Below are 20,694 nucleotides of genomic sequence, written 5' to 3'. Positions count from 1 at the left end.
GCGCTTTTTTCTTTACTTAGGGGTAAGAAGACCTTGCCTCTCATGTACTACCTAAAACTATGAACCTATGGCCCGCATTCCGGAGTCTGAACTGATTTTTAACCCCGACGGCAGCATCTACCATTTAAACCTTCTGCCTGAGCAGATTTCTGACACCATCATTACCGTGGGTGACCAGGACCGCGTGGCCAAGGTAAGCCAGCATTTTGACTCCATTGAGGTGCAGGTGGCCAAACGCGAGTTTGTGACCCATACCGGCTATTACAAAGGCAAGCGCATCTCAGTGGTTTCTACGGGTATAGGCACAGACAACATTGACATTGTGTTCAATGAACTGGACGCGCTGGTGAATATTGACTTCGTGAGCCGGGAGCCGGTAGACCATGAGGACCATATCTCTCTGAAGATTGTGCGTATAGGCACGTCGGGTGCTTTGCAGCAGGACATTCCGCTGGGCAGTCACTTGGCCACCGAGTATGCCATGGGCTTGGATTCTTTGATGCAGTTCTACCCATTAATGGAAACCGGCTATGAAACCGAGATTGCGGTGCAGGTACAGTTGGCCCTAGGTATCGGTTTCTTGCCGTACTGCGCGAAGGGCTCTGATCTGTTACGCGAGCAGATTGCCTTTGACATGATTCATGGCAACACGTTCACCTGCCCGGGCTTCTACGGCCCGCAGGGAAGACAATTAAGATTGCAGCCAAAAGTGCAGGACTTGATTCAGAAGCTAAGCGCCTTTCAGTATGAGAATGTTAAGTTCACCAATTTCGAGATGGAAACCGCCGGTATTTATGCGCTGGGCAGATTGCTAGGCCATGAGGTCTTGTCGTTGAACGCCATTGTGGCCAATAGAATCTCCAACACCTTCGCTGATAACTCTGAGCAGGTAATTGACGACTTGATTATTAAAGTGCTGGATAGAATTTAAGAAGGACCAATTTCAGTAATGATGTTAAAACAGAAAGGCTCCTGCTATTGTGATAGCAGGAGCCTTTTCTTTTATAAAGGACGTCTATTTAGAAGAACTCAACACCCAACACAGATTTCAGCGGAAGCGTCACCCCAGATTTCAAGGTCACGTACTCCTGGTCTACCTGCCAGATGGTGGTTTGTACACGCTTAATGTCGCCATTGGCTACTTGAAAAGTTAATTCAACTTTGCCTTGATAGCCATTGCCTAAGCGGCTGGCACGCTCCAAGTCATGCATACGGCGTTTTTGAGATTCTTTATCGGCCCAAACGTCTTCTTGTCCAAACTGAAGTTCAGGTATGGTTTCTTTCTCAATCAGCGGAAAATGAGGTGCGGTTTTTTCCATAATTAGTCAGTGTTGTCTGGTTGTCTGCTGGCAATGAATAAATAATTCAGAATAAACGCAAACGATTGCGTTGGTTTTAGTTTATACGAAAGAAATCTGAATCGTGCTATTGTTGCCAAACAAACAAGCGTTTTTGGCTTGTTTTGCCTAAAATAAGCCAAAAACGGCTACAGCTTCGCCAGAAACGCCATGGTGTCCACACCGTCTGCATAATCTGTCACGGCCGGGCACTGGGCCTGCCCAAATGAGAAGCTGTTCTGCCACGCGCCTTCCTTGGAGACCACGCACTGCAACTTGTCCTGCACCTCGGTCAGTTTCGCCTTTAAGTCTTCGGCGTTTGTGTAAGTTTCATAGAACAGTACCGAGATAGGGGAGACTAGGTTCTTGCTTTCGGTGACCATTAAGAAGCCGTTGTCCAGATGTTCCACGCGGTTCACCAGCAGAATGGACTTGTTGTAGTCATAGTTGTTCTGGTACTTGTGGTGGTTGACCACTTCCTTCTTGTATTCAATGGCCTCAAAGAAAGGCGTGAAATCATAGCCCACCGGCACGTAGGCCTTGGCCACGTTTCGGCAACCCAGCCCGTAATAACGCAGGATGTCATCACCCAGAGCGGCTAGTTCTTCAAGAGTTTCCTCACCGGTCAGGACGGCCACACTGGTGCGGTTTTTTCTAATGATGTGCGGGCGCTTGGCAAAGTAGTACTCAAAGTAGCGGGCAGTGTTGTCAGAGCCGGTGGCAATGATGGCGTCAGACTCTTTGAGCATGTCCACAAACTGTACCTGCGTCAAGAAGCGGTCGTCCAGCTCAATGAGTTTATCTAACAGATGACGTACCAGGAACGGGTCATCAGAGCTCAGTTTGGCCTGCAAAATGTGGCCTGACAATAGTATGCACAGCGCATCATGAAAACCCACCGCCGGAATATTGCCCGCCATCACCACGCCCACTTTCTTGGGCGTTATCTGGCTGAAATCATACTGGGCCACCCATTTCTCCAGCGCCTCACGCTGAAGCATGTGCGCAATGCCACTTAGGGCCGCTGAAACATTTGGCAAGTCAAAGAAGTTATTGAACTGCCCCGTTCTTCGGGCCAGGTATTCTAATTCCTCTTCTGTGAGTGCGCGTAGGTAATCTCCTAAGGCTACAAAGGCAGAAAGTCGGTTTTCTAAAGTCATCATATTGAAAGGGGAACAGCGAGTGCGTGAGAAACGTTTGATACAATGGGCGCTAACTATTACTTTTGCGCTTGGAATGGCGTACCGCAGAGGCCGGTGCAAAATTACTAAAAAGAAACAGGAGATACGATTATGGCTATAATGATTACGGATGAGTGTATCAACTGCGGCGCATGTGAGCCGGAGTGCCCTAACACGGCCATCTATGAAGGTGGCGCGCAGTGGACCTGGGGAGACGGTACCTCTCTAACCCAAGTGGAGATAGACGGCGGTGAAACCATTGACGGCAAAGCCCCGCAGCCGCCCATCTCAGATGAGTTCTATTACATTGTCTCTGACAAATGCACCGAGTGTTGTGGTTTCCATGAGGAGCCTCAGTGCGCCGCGGTTTGCCCGGTAGACTGCTGTGTAGACGACCCAGACTACCGCGAGAGCGAAGAAGACCTGCTAGCCAAAAAAGAATGGCTACACGCGGCCAGCTAAGCCAATTGCTATATGTATTCCAAAAGACCCGCCCTGTGCGGGTTTTTTGTTTTCAGCCGTTTTTGGCCTGTTTTCCAGAAAACAGGCCAAAAACGAAGCTTGTTTACAGTTTTAAATCCAAATGCCACTCATCTAACTGCTATTAACTGAGCCGTAAGTCTGCTAATTTGTTATTTTTGCAGATTCACGTAAAATGAGCTGGTGTCTATTGAATTAGCACATCAGCACATGAAAACATTAGCACATTACCAATGACGTCTATCCCGAAAACATATAATCCCAAAGAAGTAGAGGACAAGTGGTACGCCACCTGGCTGGAACGCGGTTTCTTCAAGTCGAAGCCCAATCCTAAAAAGGAGCCTTACACCGTGGTGATTCCGCCGCCCAACGTGACGGGGGTTTTGCACATGGGCCACATGCTCAACAATACCATTCAGGATATTTTGGTGCGTAGAGCGCGTATGCAAGGCAAAGAGGCTTGCTGGGTGCCGGGAACGGACCACGCGTCCATCGCTACCGAAGCCCGCGTGGTGAACATGCTCAAGGAGAAAGGCATTGAGAAGAAAGACATCAGTCGGGAGGAGTTCCTGAAATACGCCTTTGAGTGGAAAGAAAAATACGGCGGCATCATCCTAGAGCAACTCAAGAAACTGGGCGCCTCATGTGACTGGGACCGTACCCGTTTCACCATGGAGCCAGACCTGACCGCGGCCGTGATTGAAGTGTTTGTGGACCTGTACCGCAAAGGCCTCATCTACCGCGGTGTGCGCATGGTCAACTGGGACCCGCAGGGCCTGACTGCTTTATCCGATGAGGAAGTAAACTTCAAGCAGGTAAACGGCAAGCTGTACTACCTGCGCTACGCCATTGAAGGCTCTGACGAGGTCTTGACCGTGGCCACCAAACGCCCGGAAACCATCATGGGCGATGTGGCTATCTGCGTACACCCCCAAGACCCCCGCTACCAGCACCTGGAAGGCAAAAAAGCCATCATTCCGTTGGTGAACCGCGCCATCCCCATCATTTTTGACGAGTACGTGGACATTGAGTTCGGGACGGGGGTTTTGAAAGTGACGCCCGCCCATGACATCAATGACTATGAACTGGGTGTGAAGCACAACCTGCCTAGCATTGACGTCTTAAATGACAACGGCACCATCCATGAGCGCGCCGGCCTGTACGTGGGCGAAGACCGCTTTGTGGTACGCAAGAAAATCACCAAAGAACTAGAGGCCAAAGGTCTGCTGGAGAAGGTAGAGGACTCTGTGACCAACGTGGGCTTCTCTGAGCGCACCGATGCCGTAATTGAGCCCAAGCTGTCTATGCAGTGGTGGTGCAAGATGGAGGAGATGGCCAAGCCAGCGCTTGAAAACGTGATGAACGACAACATCAAGTTGCACCCGCCCAAGTTCAAGAACATGTACCGTTCCTGGATGGAAAACGTGCGCGACTGGTGTATCTCGCGTCAGCTGTGGTGGGGTCAGCAGATTCCGGCGTATTACCTGCCTAACGGCACGTTTGTAGTAGCCACTACGCCAGAAGAAGCCTTACGCTTAGCCCAAGAGCAAAGTGGTGATGCTAATCTGCAGCTATCTGATTTGCGTCAGGACGAAGACGTGTTGGATACCTGGTTCTCATCGTGGTTATGGCCTATCTCGGTGTTCGACGGCTTCAAAGACCCAGACAACGAGGATATCCTGTACTACTACCCAACCAATGACCTGGTAACTGCCCCTGAGATTCTGTTCTTCTGGGTGGCGCGCATGATTATGGCTGGCTATGAGTTCCGGAAGGAATTGCCGTTCAAAAACGTGTATCTGACTGGTATTGTGCGTGACGCGCAGGGCCGTAAAATGTCCAAGTCACTGGGCAACTCGCCAGACCCATTGGTGTTGATTGAGCAGTACGGCGCTGATGGCGTGCGTGCCGGTATGTTGTTCAGTTCGCCGGCGGGTAATGACCTTTTGTTTGACGAAAAATTGTGTGAGCAGGGCCGTAACTTCAGCAACAAAATCTGGAATGCGTTCCGTCTCATCAATGGCTGGGAAGTAGATGCTACCTTGCCTAACCCGAACGAGAAGGCCATCAAGTGGTTTGATTCTAAGTTCAATGAGTCATTGAACATTCTGGAAGACCATTTTGAGAAGTTCAGAATCTCAGATGCCTTGCTCACCGTGTACAAACTGGTGTGGGATGACTTCTGCTCCTCTTACCTGGAGATGATTAAACCAGCCTTCGGGTCGCCAATTGACGCCGGCACCTTGCAGGCTACCAATGAGTTCTTAGAGAAGTTGATGAAGGTGTTGCATCCCTTTATGCCGTTCATCACCGAGGAAATCTGGAATTCCATGGCAGAACGCGCCGAGAAGGACTGCCTGGTGGTAGCACCTTGGCCAGCCCAAGGCCGTGTAGACGCTGATATTCTCCGCAACATGGAATACGTGCTGAACGTGGTAGGCCAAATCAGGAACCAGCGCAACAGCAAGAACCTGTCCCCGGCCAAGAAACTGGCCTTGCACGTGCGCTTGAACGAAGGCAAAAACGCCATTGCCGGGTATGAAGCTCTAGTAAGCAAACTAGCCAACCTCAGCGAAATTCAGGAGACTGAACAGCCTCTAGACAGCGCCCTTTCGTTTGTGGTAGACAGCTCTGAGTTCTTCATCCCGATGGAGGGGACCATTGACGCCGCCGCTGAGCGTGAACGTATTTTGAAGGAACTAGACTACACCAAAGGGTTCCTGGCTTCAGTGGATAAGAAACTAAGCAATGAGCGTTTCGTGGCCGGTGCCCCAGATGCAGTCATCAACGCAGAGCGCAAAAAACAAGCAGACGCCGAAGCAAAGATTGCCGCCCTGGAGCAAAGTCTAGCTGCCTTGCCTTCTGAGTAAGTTTTAAGTTATTGCCCATAAAGAAAGCGGCTACTCTGCAAAGGGTAGCCGCTTTCTTGTTTGTATGATTAAATAATTCCAAAGGATAACTCCTGTAAAGACGCTTGTTTAATGCGGATTCTCCCCTTGAGGGGAGCGCAGAGGGGTGTTTACACAGGAGAGCCAATGTTGCTTATATGAGAGAGTGTCCCAAGTAAAAGAGAAGTGATTCTAATCTTAAAATTAAATTCTTCAGTTAACAAAGATATAATCTGCAAATGTAGACACCCCCCTACGCTCCCCTCAAGGGGAGAATCTGCACGTTGTTGACGCAGTATTTGATGGAAGCTGATAATTTCGTTTTTGGCCTGTTTTTCAGAAAACAAGCCAAAAACGGTTTTCTATAGTTTATAGGAATCTAATCTAGTCCAGGTGATGGTGCCATCTGCCACAGCGTACTTTAACAGCATGTGGCCGCCGTTGTGACCGTCTTCAAAATAGGCCATGGCGTAACGGTCGTTAAGGATGCGGATGTCCCGGATGGCCATGGTGCCTCCCATAGAGCCGGTGGCGTTGAGGATGGTTTTTTGGCGGCGCATCAAATCATTCATCAAGTCTGCCTCTGGGTTTTTAAGGCCCTTGCGTTGCAGACGTTGTATGTCTCCGGCGCTCAAGGTACCTAGTTCGTCCTCAAATGTAGTGGAAGGCGGAGGCGTCACTATGTCTTCTTCCAGGTTGTTTGGGTTGGGTCTGGCGGTAGTGTCTTTAGGGGCAGGATTCTGTACCGGCGGGGCAGAGTGAGTGTAGCGTTGCAGTTGCTGTTCCAGGCTGGTGATTTTGGTGTTGGCGCTGGCTAACTGGCTTTCGGCCTGGCTTTGGCCCCAGTAAAAGTAGATGGCCAGAAACAGAACGAAGGCCAGGAAAATTAAGAATAAGGTGTTTTTCATAGTTGTAGGGATAGACCTGCATCGGCAAGATACAGCTTTTACTATATTCTAGCCGTTCGGGTTATGGGTTTTCGTTTTTGGCCTGTTTTTTGGAAATCAAGCCAAAAATGGGGCAACAAAAAAGCCCCTCCAGATGGAGAGGCTTTTCTTAGAATAAGGGAATTTTCAAATCTTCAAATTAGATAGTCGTGTTCGGGTCGAAGCCTTCCAGATAGTCACCTACGCGGCGTACGAACATGCCTCCCAAAGAACCATCCACTACACGGTGGTCATAGCTGTGCGACAGGAACATGAACTGACGGATGCCTATCAAGTCGCCTTCTGGCGTCTCAATGACGGCAGGCTTCTTCTTAATGGCGCCCACGGCCATAATGGCCACCTGTGGTTGCATGATGATAGGCGTACCCATCACGTTTCCGAAAGAACCTACGTTAGAAACAGTGTAGGTTGGGTCTGCCAGGTCAGCGGCAGTCAGTTTGTTTAAACGGGCGCGGTTTGCCAAGTCATTCACCTTCTTGGTCAGACCATTCAGGTTCATCTGGTCCGCGTTATGAATCACGGGCACAATCAGGTTGCCAGAAGGCAAGGCCACGGCCACACCAATGTTGATGTCACGCTTCTTGATGATTTTGTCACCGTCCACACTCACGTTAATCATCGGGAAGTCTTTGATGGCTTTCACGATGGCTTCAATGAAGATAGGAGTGAAGGTCAGGTTCTCACCTTCGCGCTTTTTGTACGCGTCCTTCATCTTGTTTCTCCAGTTTACGATGTTGGTCACGTCTGCCTCTACAAAAGAGGTCACGTGCGGAGAGATGCGCTTGCTGTCCACCATGCGCTGAGAAATCATCTTGCGCATGCGGTCCATCTCAATAATCTCTACATTGCCGCTGTACGACTGCGCCGGGGCAGAAGGAGCAGAAACCGCCGCTGGAGCTGGTGCCGACTGCTGTGGAGCAGGTGCTGAAGCAGGCTGAGCAACGGGTTGCGGAGCCGGGGCAGATGCCGCCGGAGCGCCGCTCTGACGGTTGGCCACATACTCCAGAATATCTTTCTTAGACACACGGCCTTCTTTGCCAGTGCCTGGAATGTACTCTAGTTCCTGCATAGAGATGCCTTCCTCACGGGCAATGTTCATCACCAACGGAGAATAGAAACGTCCCGAAGCTGGTTGCTCTAAGCGCTGAGACACCTGGGCAGAAGCCTGAGGCGCTTCGGCTGGGTGAGCCGCTGGTTGGGTTGTAGGCTGTGTGGCCGGAGCCGCCTGGGCCGATGGGGTAGAAGCAGAAGGAGTATCATCTCCGCCGGTGCTAATGATGGCAATAGGAGCGCCTACGGCAACAACCTGGCCTTCCTGCACCAGAATTTCTTTCAACACACCGCCTTGGATGGCTGGTACCTCGGTGTCCACTTTGTCAGTGGCTACTTCCAGTACAGACTCATCCTGCTCAATGGTGTCGCCTACTTGCTTCAACCATTTCAAGACAGTGCCTTCCATGATACTCTCGCCCATTTTGGGCATCACCATTTCTACAAGGGCCATATTATCAGTTTAATTCAATGATTAGTTAACAATAAACGGTAATCAGTAAACGGTAATCTTTTTTAGCAAGCGATGAGCAGTCACATTTAGGAGCCTTGGGTTTTAGGATAAGTTGCTGGTTTTCAAAAACTACCTTCTTGTAAGGTGCTAATGCAAGGCAACCATTCTAACGCTTGTTAGGCAAATTTAGAGTTTTTTACCTATTCCTCAACCGGGCCGGGCAAACTTTGCCGAATGAGGTTCAAGGCCTGCAGCGCCGTATACTCAATGTTGAGCAAGCGCGACTTGTTGTAATTGAGTTTCTTGGCAATGGTTTGGGTAGCGTCTGCATAGGCAATCCAGATGGTGCCCACGGGTTTATCTGGGGTTCCTCCGCCCGGACCGGCTATTCCGCTGGTGGCAATGCCTACGTCGGTGCCCATCTTGCGACGCACGCCCTCGGCCATCTGACGCACTACTTCGCCGCTCACCGCACCGTATTTGTCCAGGATGTCCTGCTCCACGCCCAGCTCATTTATTTTTACATAGTTGTCATAGGCAATGATGCCGCCCTTGTAATACATGGAGCTACCCGGCACGCTGGTCAATTTATGGCCAATGAGTCCGCCGGTACAGCTCTCTGCGGTAGAGATGGTGTAGTTGCGTCCGTTTAGGAGCATGCCTACGGTTTCTTCTAAAGAAATCTCGCCGTAGCCATAGATATAGTCAGGGATGAGGTCGCTTAGTTTGCCTACTTCGCGCATCATCTGGTCTTCTAAATCATCAATGCCGTTGTACACGCCCGTCAAGCGTAAGCGCACGCCAGACAAGTTAGGTAAATAGGCCAGTTTGAGGTTGGTAGGCAGGCTGTCTTCCCAGTCAGAGATGGTATCGGCTAGAAAGGACTCGCCCAGGCCAATGGTCTGGATGACTTTATGGTTGATTTCGGGAAGTTGGAAATGGGCTTGCAGGTGCGGCAGAATGTGGTTGGTCATCATGCCCTTCATCTCAAACGGTACGCCGGGCATGGAGACAATAATGTGGCCCTCTTCTTCAAACAGCATGCCGGGCGCGGTGCCCAAGGTGTTGAGAATAGGCGTGCAGCTTGCCGGTAAATAGGCCTGTTGTTGGTTGGTGACCGTGAGCGGCCGGTTGTATTTCTTGAAAATTGCCACCACATTGTCCAGAGATGGTTGGTGCAGTTGCAAGTGCGTCTTAAAATATTTAGTAAGCGTGTGTTTGGTAAGGTCGTCTTTGGTAGGGCCTAAACCGCCGGTCATCAAAATGACGTGTGCCCGCAGCTTGGCCGTGTCTAAAGCTTCTTCTATGGCCTCGGGGCTGTCAGAAATAGAGGTGATCTGCTTAACCTTGATTCCAATTTTCCCTAGTTTTTCTCCCATCCAGGCAGAGTTGGTGTCCACCACTTGCCCGTACAGCAGTTCATCGCCTATGGTGATAATTTCTGCTGATACCTCCTGTTTCATCTGTTTGGCTTGATTTATGCGTAACGAGTTTTACCTACGTTATATCAAATGTAATCATGTACGCTCAGATGAAGAAATTAACTACGTCCCCTTTTGTTTTAGGCACTCTATTATTTTTAGGGTTGACCTCCTGCACGGCCAGCCAAATACAGCAGACCATGGACGGTGTCATGGCTACGCAAACCGGCCGCGGCGGTCCTTTGACGCAGAATGAAGTGGCTATGGGCTTGCGCGAAGCCTTGTCTCAAGGCATCACCAAGGGCGCCAACCAAGCTGCTCAGACTGACGGGTATTATAAGAACAGCCTCATCAGAATCCCTTTTCCCCAGGACGTACAGCGCGTAGAGAAAACCCTGCGCAGTATTGGTCTGGGCTCTGAGGTGGACAAATTTGTCATGACCTTGAACCGCGGTGCCGAGGATGCAGCCAAAAGTGCAGTGCCTATTTTCATCAGCGCCATAAAGCAACTCACCTTCTCAGACGTCTGGAACATTTTGCGCGGCGAAAAAGACGCGGCTACCCAATTCTTGAAAAGAACCACCACCTCCCAGTTGACGACCGCTTTTAGACCGGTCATTAAAAACTCATTGGACAAGGTGAATGCCACGCGGTATTATGCAGACTTGGTGAACCGATACAACCAGATTCCTTTGGTGCAGAAAGCCAACCCAGATTTAGAGGCCTATGCCACCCAGAAGGCCATTGACGGGTTGTTTACCTTGGTAGCACAGGAAGAGGCCAACATCAGGGAAAACCCCATTGCCAGGACCACTGAGTTATTACGTAGGGTGTTTGGCAGCAATCAATAAAAATACTTTACCCGTTTTTAGCCTATTTTTTCAAAAATAGATTAAAAACGGGTAACCTTTTTTGGGTATGTATGGGTAAAAGGCAAGACTTCACTTGCTTACCACTCATGACATATACCAAACTGCCATATCATCGGCTGGAAAACAAATCAGATTTAGACTCGCTTATTGAGGACATAGGAGACTCGCGCATTGTAATGCTGGGCGAAGCCTCCCATGGCACCTCTGACTACTATTCCTGGCGCACCGCCATCTCCAAGCGCTTAATAGAAGAGAAAGGCTTCACCTTCATTGCCGTAGAGGGTGACTGGCCAGACTGCTTCCAAATCAATAAATTCATCAAAGGGTATTGCAAGCCGGGCACCAAGGTGTCTGACATCCTCAAGCACTTCAACCGCTGGCCTACGTGGATGTGGGGCAACTGGGAGGTAGCCGCCTTGGTGGAATGGCTCAAAGAGCACAATGACCATCCCAATTCACTACCGGTAGGGTTCTATGGTTTGGATGTATACAGCCTGTGGGATTCCTTGCAGCGCATCATGAAGTACCTAGAAAAGCGCGACGGCCAGGCCTTAAAAGCGGCCAAAGAAGCCTTCAAGTGCTTTGAACCCTATAGCTCAGACCCGCAGGAGTACGCCCGCGCCGTGGCCTACGTGTCTGAGGACTGTGAGCAGGACGTTCTCTCGCTTTTGATGGAACTGGGCAAGCACGAAGGCGGTGAGCCAAGCAACCCAGAGGCTGTTTTTGACGCCGAGCAGAATGCCTTGGTGGCCGTGAATGCTGAGCGCTATTACAAAGCCATGATTAGAGGCGGCGGTAGTTCCTGGAACGTGCGCGATGAGCACATGATGGAGACCCTCAACCGCCTGCTTGAATTCCACGGCCCCGATTCTAAAGTCATCATCTGGGAGCACAACACCCACATTGGTGATGCTCGCTTTACTGACATGGCCCGTGCCGGCATGGTAAACATTGGTCAGTTGGCCCGTGAGCAGTATGGCAATGACAGCGTCTACCTGGTTGGGTTTGGCTCTTATGAGGGTTCTGTCATTGCCGGAAGTAACTGGGGTGCGCCCATGCAGAAAATGGAGATGCCTCCCGCCAAGGAAGGAAGCTGGGAACATTGGCTCCATTCCTTGAGTCCTACCAACAAACTATTGTTTTCTCATGAGCTAAAGGAAATCCCTGAGGCCCGTCAGCAGATTGGGCACCGGGCTATTGGGGTAGTGTACAACGCTAACCATGAGTCTAACGGCAACTATGTGCCTACCCTTATCCCAGAGCGCTATGACGCCTTCCTGTATATTGATGAAAGCGAGGCCCTGCGTCCATTCATAGTGAAGACCAAAGAAAAGGAGCCGCCAGAATTATATCCGGCGAATGAATAGCTACATGATGTTTTAAACAAAGAAGCCTGTGTGATAGCACAGGCTTCTTTGTTTAAAGGAAAACCGTTTTTGGCTTATTTTCTGGGAAGCAGGTTGAAAATGGACTTCTGTTTCTTTATCTGACTATCACTATTCAACGCGGATTCTCCCCGTGAGGATTGCCCAAACGAGAGTTTGAGGCACCGAGGATTTTCCCCTTGAGGGGAGCGCAGAGGGGTGTTTACACCTTCTGGTCATATCGCCCGCCGTTGTTGGTGTTATCACCAACGACCGCAGAGTGCCGTTCAAGCCTCTGCCTCCCAATACCGTCTTGCCAACTATTTCTGTTCTTCCTCTCGGCCCTGGTTTGTCACTTTTCTCCTTGATGTTCAACCTAACCAAAAGAATCAAGAAGAAAAGAAACTCGCTGAACGCTCGGACAGTCTTTTCTTCACAGAGGTGCACCTGGCCAAGGCTATCTATTTCATGGCCCGCTTACGCCTTTGCCAATGGATGAGCCACTACTCTCTCCCTCGTGAAAAGAGACTTAGATTGAACAGTCTCTTTTCCCTCGGTCAGGGGCCGGCGGACTTCTAATAGGAAAGGTTGCAATGCTTTTCTCGCTTGCGCGGCAGGTTGGGAAGAAATCGTTTTTAGCTTGTTTTTAGGAAAATAGTCCAAAAACGGACTAGCCCAATCCCTTCTCCCTGAGGGAGAAGGTTAGGATGAGGGGGATGGCATTGGAGGAGGTGGAGACAACGACACCGCCTTGTCTCCCGCACGTGTTAGGTAAAGTCCCTCTCAGTTGGGGAGGGGTTGGGGTGGAGCTCCTGCAGGCGTCTGTGCCAAGAATCGTTTTCAGCCTCTTTTCCAGAAAACAGACCAAAAACGGAAGTACTATTGGATAAGACTGTTCTTACGAGCGGGAGCAGTGTAGTGAAACTGGTTGATGGACAGTTGCTCGTCGCAGAAGCTGTACTCATGCGGCACGTTGGAGCCTATGATGACCAAGCGGTCTTTGCGGTTTTGATGCAAATGCTCCAGGTACCAAGCCACGCCGTCTTGGTCCAGGTTGGTAGTAGGCTCATCCAAAAGCAGAAAAGGCGTGTCTGAATAGAGGGCTAAGCCCAACTTTAAGCGCTGGCGCATGCCCGAGGAGAAATCACGCACCAATTTGTGCTTGGCTTTCTGTAGTTGCAGAATGTCTGGCAGTTGCTGGGCCGTGATGTTACGGAGAGACTTGAACCGGGTATGAAATTGAATCATCTCCTCCAGCGTCAGTTCTTCCAGTAAATCTTGATACGGTGCGGCAATGGAGAGGTGGCGGTAAACCTGTTCTACCACGAGCTGCCTGGAGCCTAAAGAGTAGGAGATGTCTCCTTCAGAATGGAGTTGAAAACCGCTGAGGAGGGAAATCAAAGTGGATTTTCCGGAGCCGTTGTGTCCTAAAATGGCGTATGCCTTGCCAGACACAAACTCATAGGACAGATTCCTGAAAATCCACTCGTAATTATATCGTTTGCCAACAGACGTTAGCTTAATCTGCATCCCGTTGGTACCCTTTGATGATGCCACGACCCGAGTCACGCACAAAATTCAGGATTTCGTCACGCTCTGGGCTAGGGGAGATTTCTAGTTCAATCTTGTCTACGGCGGCAGCATTGTTCAAGCCGCTCATGTACAGAATGCGATACACCTGCTGAATGTCGTTAATCTGCTCATTGGTATACCCTCTGCGGCGCAAGCCAATGGAGTTGATGCCGGCGTAAGACAAAGGCTCACGGGCCGCTTTCACAAACGGAGGAACATCTTTTCTAATCAAAGAACCACCAGACACCATGGCATGCGCGCCAATCTTGGCAAACTGGTGCACGGCGCTGGCGCCGCTGATGATGGCATAATCACCCATTACTACGTGGCCGGCCATCTGCACGGCATTGCCCATGATGCAGTGATTGCCAATGATGCAGTCATGTGCTACGTGGGCATAGGCCATGATCAGGCAGTTGCTGCCCACCACGGTCTTCATGCGGTCCACGGTGCCACGGCTCACGGTCACGCATTCGCGTATCACGGTGCCGTCGCCAATGAACGTAAGGGTATCCTCACCAGCAAACTTCAGGTCCTGCGGAATGGAAGAGATCACCGCCCCCGGAAAAATCTTGCAATTCTTGCCAATGCGGGCACCTTCCATGATGGTCACGTTAGGACCAATCCAGGTGCCTTCCCCAATCTCAACGTTTTTATAGATGCTGGTAAACGGCTCTATGACAACGTTTTGAGCTATTTTAGCTTCGGGGTGGATGTATGCGAGGGGCTGATTCATGCGTCTTTTCTTACGATGCTAGCAGACATTTCTGCTTCCATTACCAATTGGCCCGCTACGTAAGCATGACCTTGCATTTTTGCGATACCGCGTTTAATAGGAGCCAAGAGCTCGCACTTAAAGATAATGGTATCTCCTGGAATAACCTTTCTTCTGAAGCGGCATTTGTCAATGCCTAGGAAGTAGGTCCAGTAGTTCTCTGGATCTGGCACGGTGTTCAACACCAGAATACCGCCTGTCTGCGCCATGGCCTCAATCTGGATCACACCTGGCAGCACGGGATTACCCGGGAAGTGGCCCTGAAAGAACTGCTCGTTCATGGTCACGTTCTTGATGCCGGTCACCGTGGTCTCATCCAGATGAATGATTTTGTCAATCAACAAGAACGGGTAGCGGTGCGGCAGCGTCTGTGAGATGCGGTTAATGTCCATCACCGGCGTCTTCTTAGGATCGTAGATGGGCGTGTTTTTAACCGCAGTTTCTTTGATGTATTTCTTGATTTTCTTGGCGAAGGCCACGTTAGAGGCGTGACCCGGGCGCGCAGCCAGAATCTGTCCTTTCAGGGGACGGCCTACCAAGGCCAGGTCACCAATCAAGTCTAATAGCTTATGACGAGCAGGCTCGTTTTTATAGCGTAGGTCAACGTTGTTCAGGATTCCTTCCTTCTTTACCTCTACTTTAGGTTTCTTAAGGAGGTCAGAAAGATAATCCAGTTCATTGTCTTCTACCACGCGGTCTACCACCACAATGGCATTGCTCAAGTCACCGCCTTTGATGAGGTTTTGCTTGTAGAGCATCTCCAACTCATGCAAGAAGCAGAAAGTGCGGCAAGAGGCAATCTCGTCCTTAAACTGAGAGATGTCTGTCAAGGAAGCATGCTGGCTACCCAGTACCGGCGAATGGTAGTCTACCATCACGGTTACGCGGTAATCATCTAGCGGTAAAATGGCAATCTCCGTCTCACGGGCACCGTCTCTGAACCTGATCTCTTCAGGCACCTCAAAGAAGTTGCGCAGCGCATTCTGCTCTTCCAGACCTACTTCTAATAGTGGCTGTACAAACAGGATAGAGCTACCGTCCATGATAGGCGGCTCTGGGCCGTCTAACTGAATGAGGACGTTGTCAATCTCCAAGCCTACCAATGCCGCCAGGACGTGCTCCACGGTGTTGACGCGGGCGCCGTTCTGCTCAATGGTAGTGCCTCTTGACAGGTCTACCACGTTGTCTACATCAGCGTCTACAATAGGCTGCTCCGGTAAATCAACGCGCTGGAATTTGTATCCGTGGTTGATAGGGGCAGGCAAAAAGGTCATGTTTGAGATAACCCCTGTATGCAATCCAATACCAGAAACCGTTACCGGCGCCTTGATGGTATGCTGTTTATCGTTCATGCGGCACTAAATAGGTAAAGAGGCGTCAAAGTTAACGCTTTTCTCTGAGTTCATCTACCTGTTTCTGTAGCTCAGGAAGTTTCCGGAAAACAGACATGGCGCGCAGGTTCTGTTTGTAGTCAAAAGCCGGAGAGCCTTGAATGAAAGTACCTGTCTCTTTTATGGTCTTGGAAACCCCAGACTGGGCACCTACAATGGTTTTATCTGCGATGGAGATATGCCCAACAATACCTACCTGGCCGGCTATGGTGCAGTGGTTTCCAATTTTGGCAGAACCAGAGATTCCGGTCTGGGCCGCTACTACCGTATGTTGGCCTATCTCTACATTATGCGCAATCTGCACCAGGTTGTCAATCTTACTGCCCAGCCTTATGATGGTAGAACCCATGGTGGCGCAGTCAATGGTGGCGTTGGCGCCAATGCTCACATGGTCTTCTAAAACCACGTTGCCAATCTGCGGAATGGTTTTGTAACTGCCGTCTTTCTGCGGTGCAAAGCCAAAGCCGTCGCTCCCTACCACAGCCCCGGCATGGATGGTGCAAGAACTACCAATCACCGTTTCTGGATAGATTTTAGCGCCGGCGTAAATGACCGTATTGTCGCCAATGGTGACGTTGTCGCCAATGTAGGCATTGGGGTAGATGTGCACGTTCTTGCCCACGCGGCAGTTTTTGCCAATGTAAGAAAAGGCGCCGCGGTAGTGGTTGGGGCCAATGCTGGAATTCTCGCCTAAGAAGCAGGGCTCTTCCACGCCTTCGCGCATAGACGCCAAGGCTTGTTGGTAGACTTCTAGTAACGTTGAAAAAGCACTATATGGGTCCTCTACCAGAATGAGGTTAGTAGTAACAGCCTGTTTAAGCTCCAGGGTTTTGCCAACAATCACCGCCGATGCCCCGGTGGTGTACAGAAAATGCTCGTATTTGGGGTTAGACAAGAACGAAAGTGCCCCCGGGGTACCCTCTTCAATCTTAGCCAATCTGTTTACCGTGGCCTGACCGTCTCCTTGCACTTGGCCCTGGAGTAAATCAGCGATCTGTTGTACTGTAAATTCCATGGGGTAAAGTTAAAGAAACAATTTATTTTATGCTTGGCCCAGACCTAATGGGTAGCTCGTCTATTCAAAGTACTTAGACAAAAAAGCCTGCCACGGTTTAGATAGCAGGTTCTCTGTAAAGCAATTACCTAGCAATAGGTATTACTAGGAAAGGGTGTTTTTGTGCACAGGTATTTACTTGTTGATGGGTGAGCCTTCATTACAATACACCAGAGCGTCCTCACCAGTAGGCCAAACTTGCCGGGTAGCTAAGAAATTGATGCGGCGTCTGTTGTGGGGCCGTAATATTTTCTTCTAAACCAATACGCCAGATTCACCAAGGCAATCAAGGCCGGAACCTCAATGAGCGGGCCTACCACCCCGGCAAACGCCTGGCCAGAATTCAACCCGAACACCGCAATGGCCACCGCAATGGCCAGCTCAAAGTTGTTGCCCGTAGCGGTAAACGCCACTGACGCATTTTGTGCATAGTTAGCACCCAAGGCCTTGCCCATATAAATGCTTACCACAAACATGATGGCAAAGTAAATGACCAACGGTATGGCAATCCTGATCACGTCCATGGGGATGGTCACAATCAAATTTCCTTTTAAGCTGAACATAACCACAATGGTGAACAGTAAAGAAATGAGGGTAATGGGACTGATGGCCGGTATAAAGATGCTCTGGTACCACGCATCCCCTTTGAGTCGGCGCAGAATCAGGCTGGACAGAAAGCCCATTAAAAACGGAATGCCCAAATAGATGCCTACGCTCTGCGCAATGTCACCCATGCTAATGTCTACTACCTTTCCCTCCAGGCCAAACCAAGTGGGCAAAATGGTGATGAACACATAGGCAAAAACACTGTAAAATAGTACCTGAAAGATGCTGTTGAAAGCCACCAAGCCAGCGGCATATTCTCTATCTCCTTCTGCCAATTCATTCCAGACCAAAACCATGGCAATACAGCGGGCTAAGCCAATGAGGATGATGCCCACCATGTACTCTGGATAGTCTCTCAGGAAGATGATGGCCAGCAAAAACATCAGAATAGGACCTATGATCCAGTTCAAGACCAGGGAGAGCGTAATCACTTTCACATTCTGGAAAACTTTGCCCAGCTGCCCGTACCGCACCTTGGCCAGCGGCGGGTACATCATCAAGATGAGACCAATGGCAATGGGCACATTGACGGTGCCTACCTGAAACACGTTAATGACCTCTTCCACCCCTGGGTACAAATATCCTAGTAGGACTCCTGCGCCCATGGCCAGGAAAATCCAAAGCGTAAGGAATTGGTCCAGGCGGGAAAGCTTCTTTCTTTGATCTACGGTACATTGACTCATATTCTGGGCTTAAGCGGTTCTGAGCATGGTGGCAAATTCATTGGGCAGGGGACTGGCTTCTATGGCCTGCGCCGCCTTCTCCACGTCATAGTTTACCCGCACAAATTCTACTTGGATGCTTTCTGGATTAGTGAGTTTGGTGTCTGGGGACAGTTCCACAATGACGTAACCTGCGCGCGGGTCTCCGTCCTTGGGCTTGCCCACTGAGCCTATGTTGATGGCATGGCGGTAACGCGTCTGGCCATTCTGCTCATAAGGAATGGCGCGATGGTATGGCTTGTGCGTGTGCCCGAAAAACAGGATGTCAGCATTGGCCTCAGAGAACATGTGCAGAAAGCTTTTGTCTGGGCGGTCCTCAAACAGGTACTCGTTGATTTTACGCGGACTGCCGTGTACCATTAAAAGCTCTATTTTGTTCTCTAGTTTAGAGTCATCCATAAAGGTAAGCTTAATGTGCCGTGGCAACATGCGCAGGTACTGGCGCGTCTCATCCGTGACCACGTGGTTGGTATAGTCAATGGACTGCTGGCCCAGGTCTTTCTCGGTGTCAGATTTATAGGCGCAGCCGCAGTTGGGGCTAGCCAAACCAACGCCTTCATCATAATTACCCGCAAGGGTAGGGATTTTACGCTTTCTAATCTCAGCCACTACTTCATTGGGCCAGGTACAGTAGCCCACCAAATCGCCTAGGCAATAAACGGCGTCCAGGTTCTGCTGGTCTATGTGGGCCAGCACTGCCTCCAACGCCGGAAGGTTGGCATGTATGTCACTGAATAAAGCAATTCTCATAAACTATTGGAGTGGGTTTTGGGTGTAATCTATTTTAAAGGATAAGATGGACGTACAGTTCTCTGGTTGAGGTCTAATCCTTGGTTAGAAGACACCGAATAAATATTTCAAAAAAATATAACCTACCGTTTTTGGCCTGATTTCTAGAAAATAGGCTAAAAACGATAAATGTTGTTTTACGGTGATTCTTTTTAAGGCAGGTACTTTTTTTAAATACCTTCTAATCCATGCCAACCACAGTGCTGCGCCTTTCTAGCAGGTATACATCTCGCCAGACGCCATAATGTTTGGCCAAGCGTTCTCTTGTGCCTACTATCCTGAAGCCTAGTTTCTCATGCAGTTTAACACTGGCTTCATTTTCTGGGAAAATGCCCGCCTGCAAGGTCCAAAACCCGGCCTTTTCGGTTTCCAGGATTAAATGGCTTAGCAGCTGACTACCTAATCCCTTGCCCCGACAGTCCTGGGCAATGTAGACGCTTTCTTCGGCTACGCCCTGGTACACGCACCGGCTAGAGACGGGCGAAAGGGCCGCCCACCCGCAGACTTTCTCCCCGTCCAGGGCGACAAATCTGCAAGTGGGCAAGTGGCTCTTATCCCATTCCTCCCAAGAGGGAGCATCTGTGTTAAAGGTGGCCTGGCCGGTGGCTATGCCGTCTAAGTAAATTTGTTTTACCTCTGCCCAGTGTTGGGGCAACATGTCAACTATGACCATAGCAAGTAATTTAACAGCAACCAGAACCCGGGGCGCATGCGTTGCCGGCCCCAACCGTGGCTAAGTTAAGTTTTATTTTTTCTGGCGGAATCCCGCAGCTGTCCTGGGCCAGACAAGCCGTGGTTTTAGCTTTTAAAATGAATTTCTTGCCGTCATGCCCTAAATCATATTTACCAATGGTGTCACTTTGATACTCCACCTCAATGTCTAGGTCTTCCATGCCCAGTGTCTTCTCAGAGAGGTTGATGATGTTGAGAAGCTTGCCGGGCTTAAGGCGGTGGTCAAAGTCATTGGCGTCCCAAAGTTGGAAGTTGGCCACCTTCTCATGGCGCACAGTGCCGCCGCAGTCAATAAAATGCTTGGTCACCACGCCCACCTCTGTGATATGGAAGTGCTCAGGCACCATGTTTCCGTTTTCTAAACCGAAGTCCACTGACTCAGCGGTCTCCAGAATTTTTTTTACTTCTGATAGTTTCATGGTAGTAAGGATTAAAACTAGTTAAAAAATTAAGGCAGATGCTAGGCGGCTTGTACAGAGACCGCTTTCTCTTCAATTATATATTATTGCAATATTACGATGAATAAAGGCAAAAAAAGTTAACAGCACTTCTGGTCACAAGATACAGGTGCGGCGAACATCGTCATGAGCATGTCCCGTACCTCTTCCCATTTGTGCTTGTTGATGCAATAGCAGACGCTGGTGCCTTCTACCGTGCCATTGATCAAGCCAATTGCTTTTAGTTCTTTTAAGTGCTGCGAGACGGTAGCCTGTGCCAAAGGCAGAACTTCTACCAAATCACCGCAAACACAGGTGGTACGCTGGAGCAAATGCTGGAGAATGGCCACCCGGGCAGGATGACCCAGCGCCTTTGCATACAAAGCCAGCGTGTTCTGCTCCTCGGTAAAATTCTGTGTCTTGGTCACGCCCATGATTCCCGTTCTTTAATTACTATATCGCAATAATACGATTAAAGTTTCGATTCATAAAAAAAACTCCAGAATTTTTATCTGAAGTTTTTGATTGGTAACTAGTAATGAGCCAGTCCTTGCATTTCTCTAACTATATCAAACATCTTTCTTTTCCTTCGTTTTTGGCCTATTTTCCGGAAAACAGGCCA

19 protein-coding genes are annotated in these 20,694 nt (G+C 49.8%); 5 read left to right on the top strand and 14 right to left on the bottom strand.

Annotated elements, in window-relative coordinates:
* The first annotated feature begins 67 nt into the window (after positions 1-67).
* Positions 68-931, top strand: coding sequence for a nucleoside phosphorylase (locus ABD880_RS09335; protein ID WP_345164976.1), 864 nt, complete (start codon positions 68-70; stop codon positions 929-931).
* Between the two features lie 88 nt (positions 932-1,019).
* On the opposite strand, the gene ABD880_RS09330 is transcribed toward ABD880_RS09335, so the two are convergent.
* Together ABD880_RS09330 and ABD880_RS09325 are read right to left on the bottom strand one after the other, a co-directional pair.
* Entirely contained in the window at positions 1,020-1,319 is a 300-nt protein-coding gene (locus tag ABD880_RS09330) for a hypothetical protein (RefSeq protein ID WP_345164973.1), read from the bottom strand.
* Positions 1,320-1,486: 167 nt separating this feature from the next.
* Positions 1,487-2,500, bottom strand: a complete 1,014-nt coding sequence (locus tag ABD880_RS09325) for an acyl-CoA reductase (protein ID WP_345164971.1) — start codon at positions 2,498-2,500, stop codon at positions 1,487-1,489.
* Between the two features lie 129 nt (positions 2,501-2,629).
* On the opposite strand from ABD880_RS09325, the gene ABD880_RS09320 reads away from it, so the two are divergent.
* Both ABD880_RS09320 and ABD880_RS09315 read left to right on the top strand, forming a co-directional pair.
* Positions 2,630-2,980, top strand: a complete 351-nt coding sequence (locus ABD880_RS09320) for a 4Fe-4S binding protein (protein ID WP_066508922.1) — start codon at positions 2,630-2,632, stop codon at positions 2,978-2,980.
* Positions 2,981-3,231: 251 nt separating this feature from the next.
* The gene (locus ABD880_RS09315) at positions 3,232-5,868 is read left to right on the top strand and encodes a valine--tRNA ligase (protein ID WP_345164967.1); all 2,637 of its coding nucleotides are present in this window, start codon (positions 3,232-3,234) and stop codon (positions 5,866-5,868) included.
* A gap of 380 nt (positions 5,869-6,248) precedes the next feature.
* Here the strand turns inward: ABD880_RS09315 and ABD880_RS09310 are convergent, their stop codons facing one another.
* The 3 genes from ABD880_RS09310 to ABD880_RS09300 all read right to left on the bottom strand — a co-directional run bounded on the left by ABD880_RS09310 (position 6,249) and on the right by ABD880_RS09300 (position 9,800).
* Positions 6,249-6,794: a hypothetical protein gene (locus ABD880_RS09310; RefSeq protein ID WP_345164964.1), complete on the bottom strand. Its 546-nt coding sequence runs from the start codon at positions 6,792-6,794 to the stop codon at positions 6,249-6,251.
* A 178-nt stretch (positions 6,795-6,972) separates the two neighbouring features.
* Entirely contained in the window at positions 6,973-8,337 is a 1,365-nt protein-coding gene (locus ABD880_RS09305) for a dihydrolipoamide acetyltransferase family protein (RefSeq protein WP_345164961.1), read from the bottom strand.
* Positions 8,338-8,537: 200 nt separating this feature from the next.
* A complete protein-coding gene (locus tag ABD880_RS09300) occupies positions 8,538-9,800 on the bottom strand; it encodes a competence/damage-inducible protein A (protein WP_345164958.1) in 1,263 nt (420 codons plus the stop codon).
* A gap of 68 nt (positions 9,801-9,868) precedes the next feature.
* Here ABD880_RS09300 and ABD880_RS09295 point away from each other — a divergent pair, with 68 nt between their 5' ends.
* Positions 9,869-10,609, top strand: a complete 741-nt coding sequence (locus tag ABD880_RS09295) for a DUF4197 domain-containing protein (protein WP_345164955.1) — start codon at positions 9,869-9,871, stop codon at positions 10,607-10,609.
* 107 nt (positions 10,610-10,716) lie between these two features.
* Positions 10,717-11,997: an erythromycin esterase family protein gene (locus ABD880_RS09290; protein WP_345164953.1), complete on the top strand. Its 1,281-nt coding sequence runs from the start codon at positions 10,717-10,719 to the stop codon at positions 11,995-11,997.
* Between the two features lie 876 nt (positions 11,998-12,873).
* Here ABD880_RS09290 and ABD880_RS09285 read toward each other — a convergent pair.
* The 9 genes from ABD880_RS09285 to ABD880_RS09245 all read right to left on the bottom strand — a co-directional run bounded on the left by ABD880_RS09285 (position 12,874) and on the right by ABD880_RS09245 (position 20,506).
* Positions 12,874-13,551: an ABC transporter ATP-binding protein gene (locus ABD880_RS09285; RefSeq protein WP_345164951.1), complete on the bottom strand. Its 678-nt coding sequence runs from the start codon at positions 13,549-13,551 to the stop codon at positions 12,874-12,876.
* A complete protein-coding gene (gene lpxA / locus ABD880_RS09280; RefSeq protein ID WP_345164948.1) occupies positions 13,514-14,302 on the bottom strand; it encodes an acyl-ACP--UDP-N-acetylglucosamine O-acyltransferase in 789 nt (262 codons plus the stop codon). The genes ABD880_RS09285 and lpxA overlap by 38 nt, the downstream gene beginning before the upstream one ends.
* On the bottom strand, positions 14,299-15,693 hold the full coding sequence (locus tag ABD880_RS09275; protein ID WP_345164945.1) for a bifunctional UDP-3-O-[3-hydroxymyristoyl] N-acetylglucosamine deacetylase/3-hydroxyacyl-ACP dehydratase: 1,395 nt from the start codon (positions 15,691-15,693) through the stop codon (positions 14,299-14,301). The genes lpxA and ABD880_RS09275 overlap by 4 nt, the downstream gene beginning before the upstream one ends.
* Positions 15,694-15,724: 31 nt before the next feature.
* Entirely contained in the window at positions 15,725-16,747 is a 1,023-nt protein-coding gene (gene lpxD, locus ABD880_RS09270) for a UDP-3-O-(3-hydroxymyristoyl)glucosamine N-acyltransferase (RefSeq protein ID WP_345164942.1), read from the bottom strand.
* A gap of 248 nt (positions 16,748-16,995) precedes the next feature.
* The gene (gene arsB / locus ABD880_RS09265; protein ID WP_345164940.1) at positions 16,996-18,075 is read right to left on the bottom strand and encodes an ACR3 family arsenite efflux transporter; all 1,080 of its coding nucleotides are present in this window, start codon (positions 18,073-18,075) and stop codon (positions 16,996-16,998) included.
* Positions 18,076-18,084: 9 nt separating this feature from the next.
* The gene (locus ABD880_RS09260; RefSeq protein ID WP_345164938.1) at positions 18,085-18,864 is read right to left on the bottom strand and encodes a metallophosphoesterase family protein; all 780 of its coding nucleotides are present in this window, start codon (positions 18,862-18,864) and stop codon (positions 18,085-18,087) included.
* Between the two features lie 220 nt (positions 18,865-19,084).
* A complete protein-coding gene (locus tag ABD880_RS09255) occupies positions 19,085-19,576 on the bottom strand; it encodes a GNAT family N-acetyltransferase (protein ID WP_345164935.1) in 492 nt (163 codons plus the stop codon).
* Between the two features lie 10 nt (positions 19,577-19,586).
* Positions 19,587-20,054, bottom strand: coding sequence for a DUF6428 family protein (locus ABD880_RS09250; RefSeq protein ID WP_345164934.1), 468 nt, complete (start codon positions 20,052-20,054; stop codon positions 19,587-19,589).
* 119 nt (positions 20,055-20,173) lie between these two features.
* On the bottom strand, positions 20,174-20,506 hold the full coding sequence (locus ABD880_RS09245) for an ArsR/SmtB family transcription factor (protein ID WP_345164931.1): 333 nt from the start codon (positions 20,504-20,506) through the stop codon (positions 20,174-20,176).
* Positions 20,507-20,694: the final 188 nt, after the last annotated feature.

It is taken from the genome of Nibribacter koreensis (assembly GCF_039541795.1).
Classification (GTDB): domain Bacteria; phylum Bacteroidota; class Bacteroidia; order Cytophagales; family Hymenobacteraceae; genus Nibribacter; species Nibribacter koreensis.
The sequence above is the reverse complement of the archived record's forward strand: the minus strand, read 5'-3'. Positions and strand labels throughout refer to the sequence as shown.

Bases quoted from the DNA above. Each gene is read 5' to 3' on its own strand.
- ABD880_RS09300 (WP_345164958.1), bottom strand. From the start codon at position 9,800: ATGAAACAGGAGGTATCAGCAGAAATTATCACCATAGGCGATGAACTG.
- ABD880_RS09290 (WP_345164953.1), top strand. From the start codon at position 10,717: ATGACATATACCAAACTGCCATATCATCGGCTGGAAAACAAATCAGAT.
- ABD880_RS09295 (WP_345164955.1), top strand. From the start codon at position 9,869: ATGAAGAAATTAACTACGTCCCCTTTTGTTTTAGGCACTCTATTATTT.
- ABD880_RS09245 (WP_345164931.1), bottom strand. From the start codon at position 20,506: ATGGGCGTGACCAAGACACAGAATTTTACCGAGGAGCAGAACACGCTG.
- ABD880_RS09320 (WP_066508922.1), top strand. From the start codon at position 2,630: ATGGCTATAATGATTACGGATGAGTGTATCAACTGCGGCGCATGTGAG.
- ABD880_RS09315 (WP_345164967.1), top strand. From the start codon at position 3,232: ATGACGTCTATCCCGAAAACATATAATCCCAAAGAAGTAGAGGACAAG.
- lpxA (WP_345164948.1), bottom strand. From the start codon at position 14,302: ATGAATCAGCCCCTCGCATACATCCACCCCGAAGCTAAAATAGCTCAA.
- ABD880_RS09330 (WP_345164973.1), bottom strand. From the start codon at position 1,319: ATGGAAAAAACCGCACCTCATTTTCCGCTGATTGAGAAAGAAACCATA.
- ABD880_RS09260 (WP_345164938.1), bottom strand. From the start codon at position 18,864: ATGAGAATTGCTTTATTCAGTGACATACATGCCAACCTTCCGGCGTTG.
- ABD880_RS09305 (WP_345164961.1), bottom strand. From the start codon at position 8,337: ATGGCCCTTGTAGAAATGGTGATGCCCAAAATGGGCGAGAGTATCATG.
- ABD880_RS09325 (WP_345164971.1), bottom strand. From the start codon at position 2,500: ATGATGACTTTAGAAAACCGACTTTCTGCCTTTGTAGCCTTAGGAGAT.
- ABD880_RS09250 (WP_345164934.1), bottom strand. From the start codon at position 20,054: ATGAAACTATCAGAAGTAAAAAAAATTCTGGAGACCGCTGAGTCAGTG.
- ABD880_RS09255 (WP_345164935.1), bottom strand. From the start codon at position 19,576: ATGGTCATAGTTGACATGTTGCCCCAACACTGGGCAGAGGTAAAACAA.
- ABD880_RS09310 (WP_345164964.1), bottom strand. From the start codon at position 6,794: ATGAAAAACACCTTATTCTTAATTTTCCTGGCCTTCGTTCTGTTTCTG.
- arsB (WP_345164940.1), bottom strand. From the start codon at position 18,075: ATGAGTCAATGTACCGTAGATCAAAGAAAGAAGCTTTCCCGCCTGGAC.
- ABD880_RS09335 (WP_345164976.1), top strand. From the start codon at position 68: ATGGCCCGCATTCCGGAGTCTGAACTGATTTTTAACCCCGACGGCAGC.
- lpxD (WP_345164942.1), bottom strand. From the start codon at position 16,747: ATGGAATTTACAGTACAACAGATCGCTGATTTACTCCAGGGCCAAGTG.
- ABD880_RS09275 (WP_345164945.1), bottom strand. From the start codon at position 15,693: ATGAACGATAAACAGCATACCATCAAGGCGCCGGTAACGGTTTCTGGT.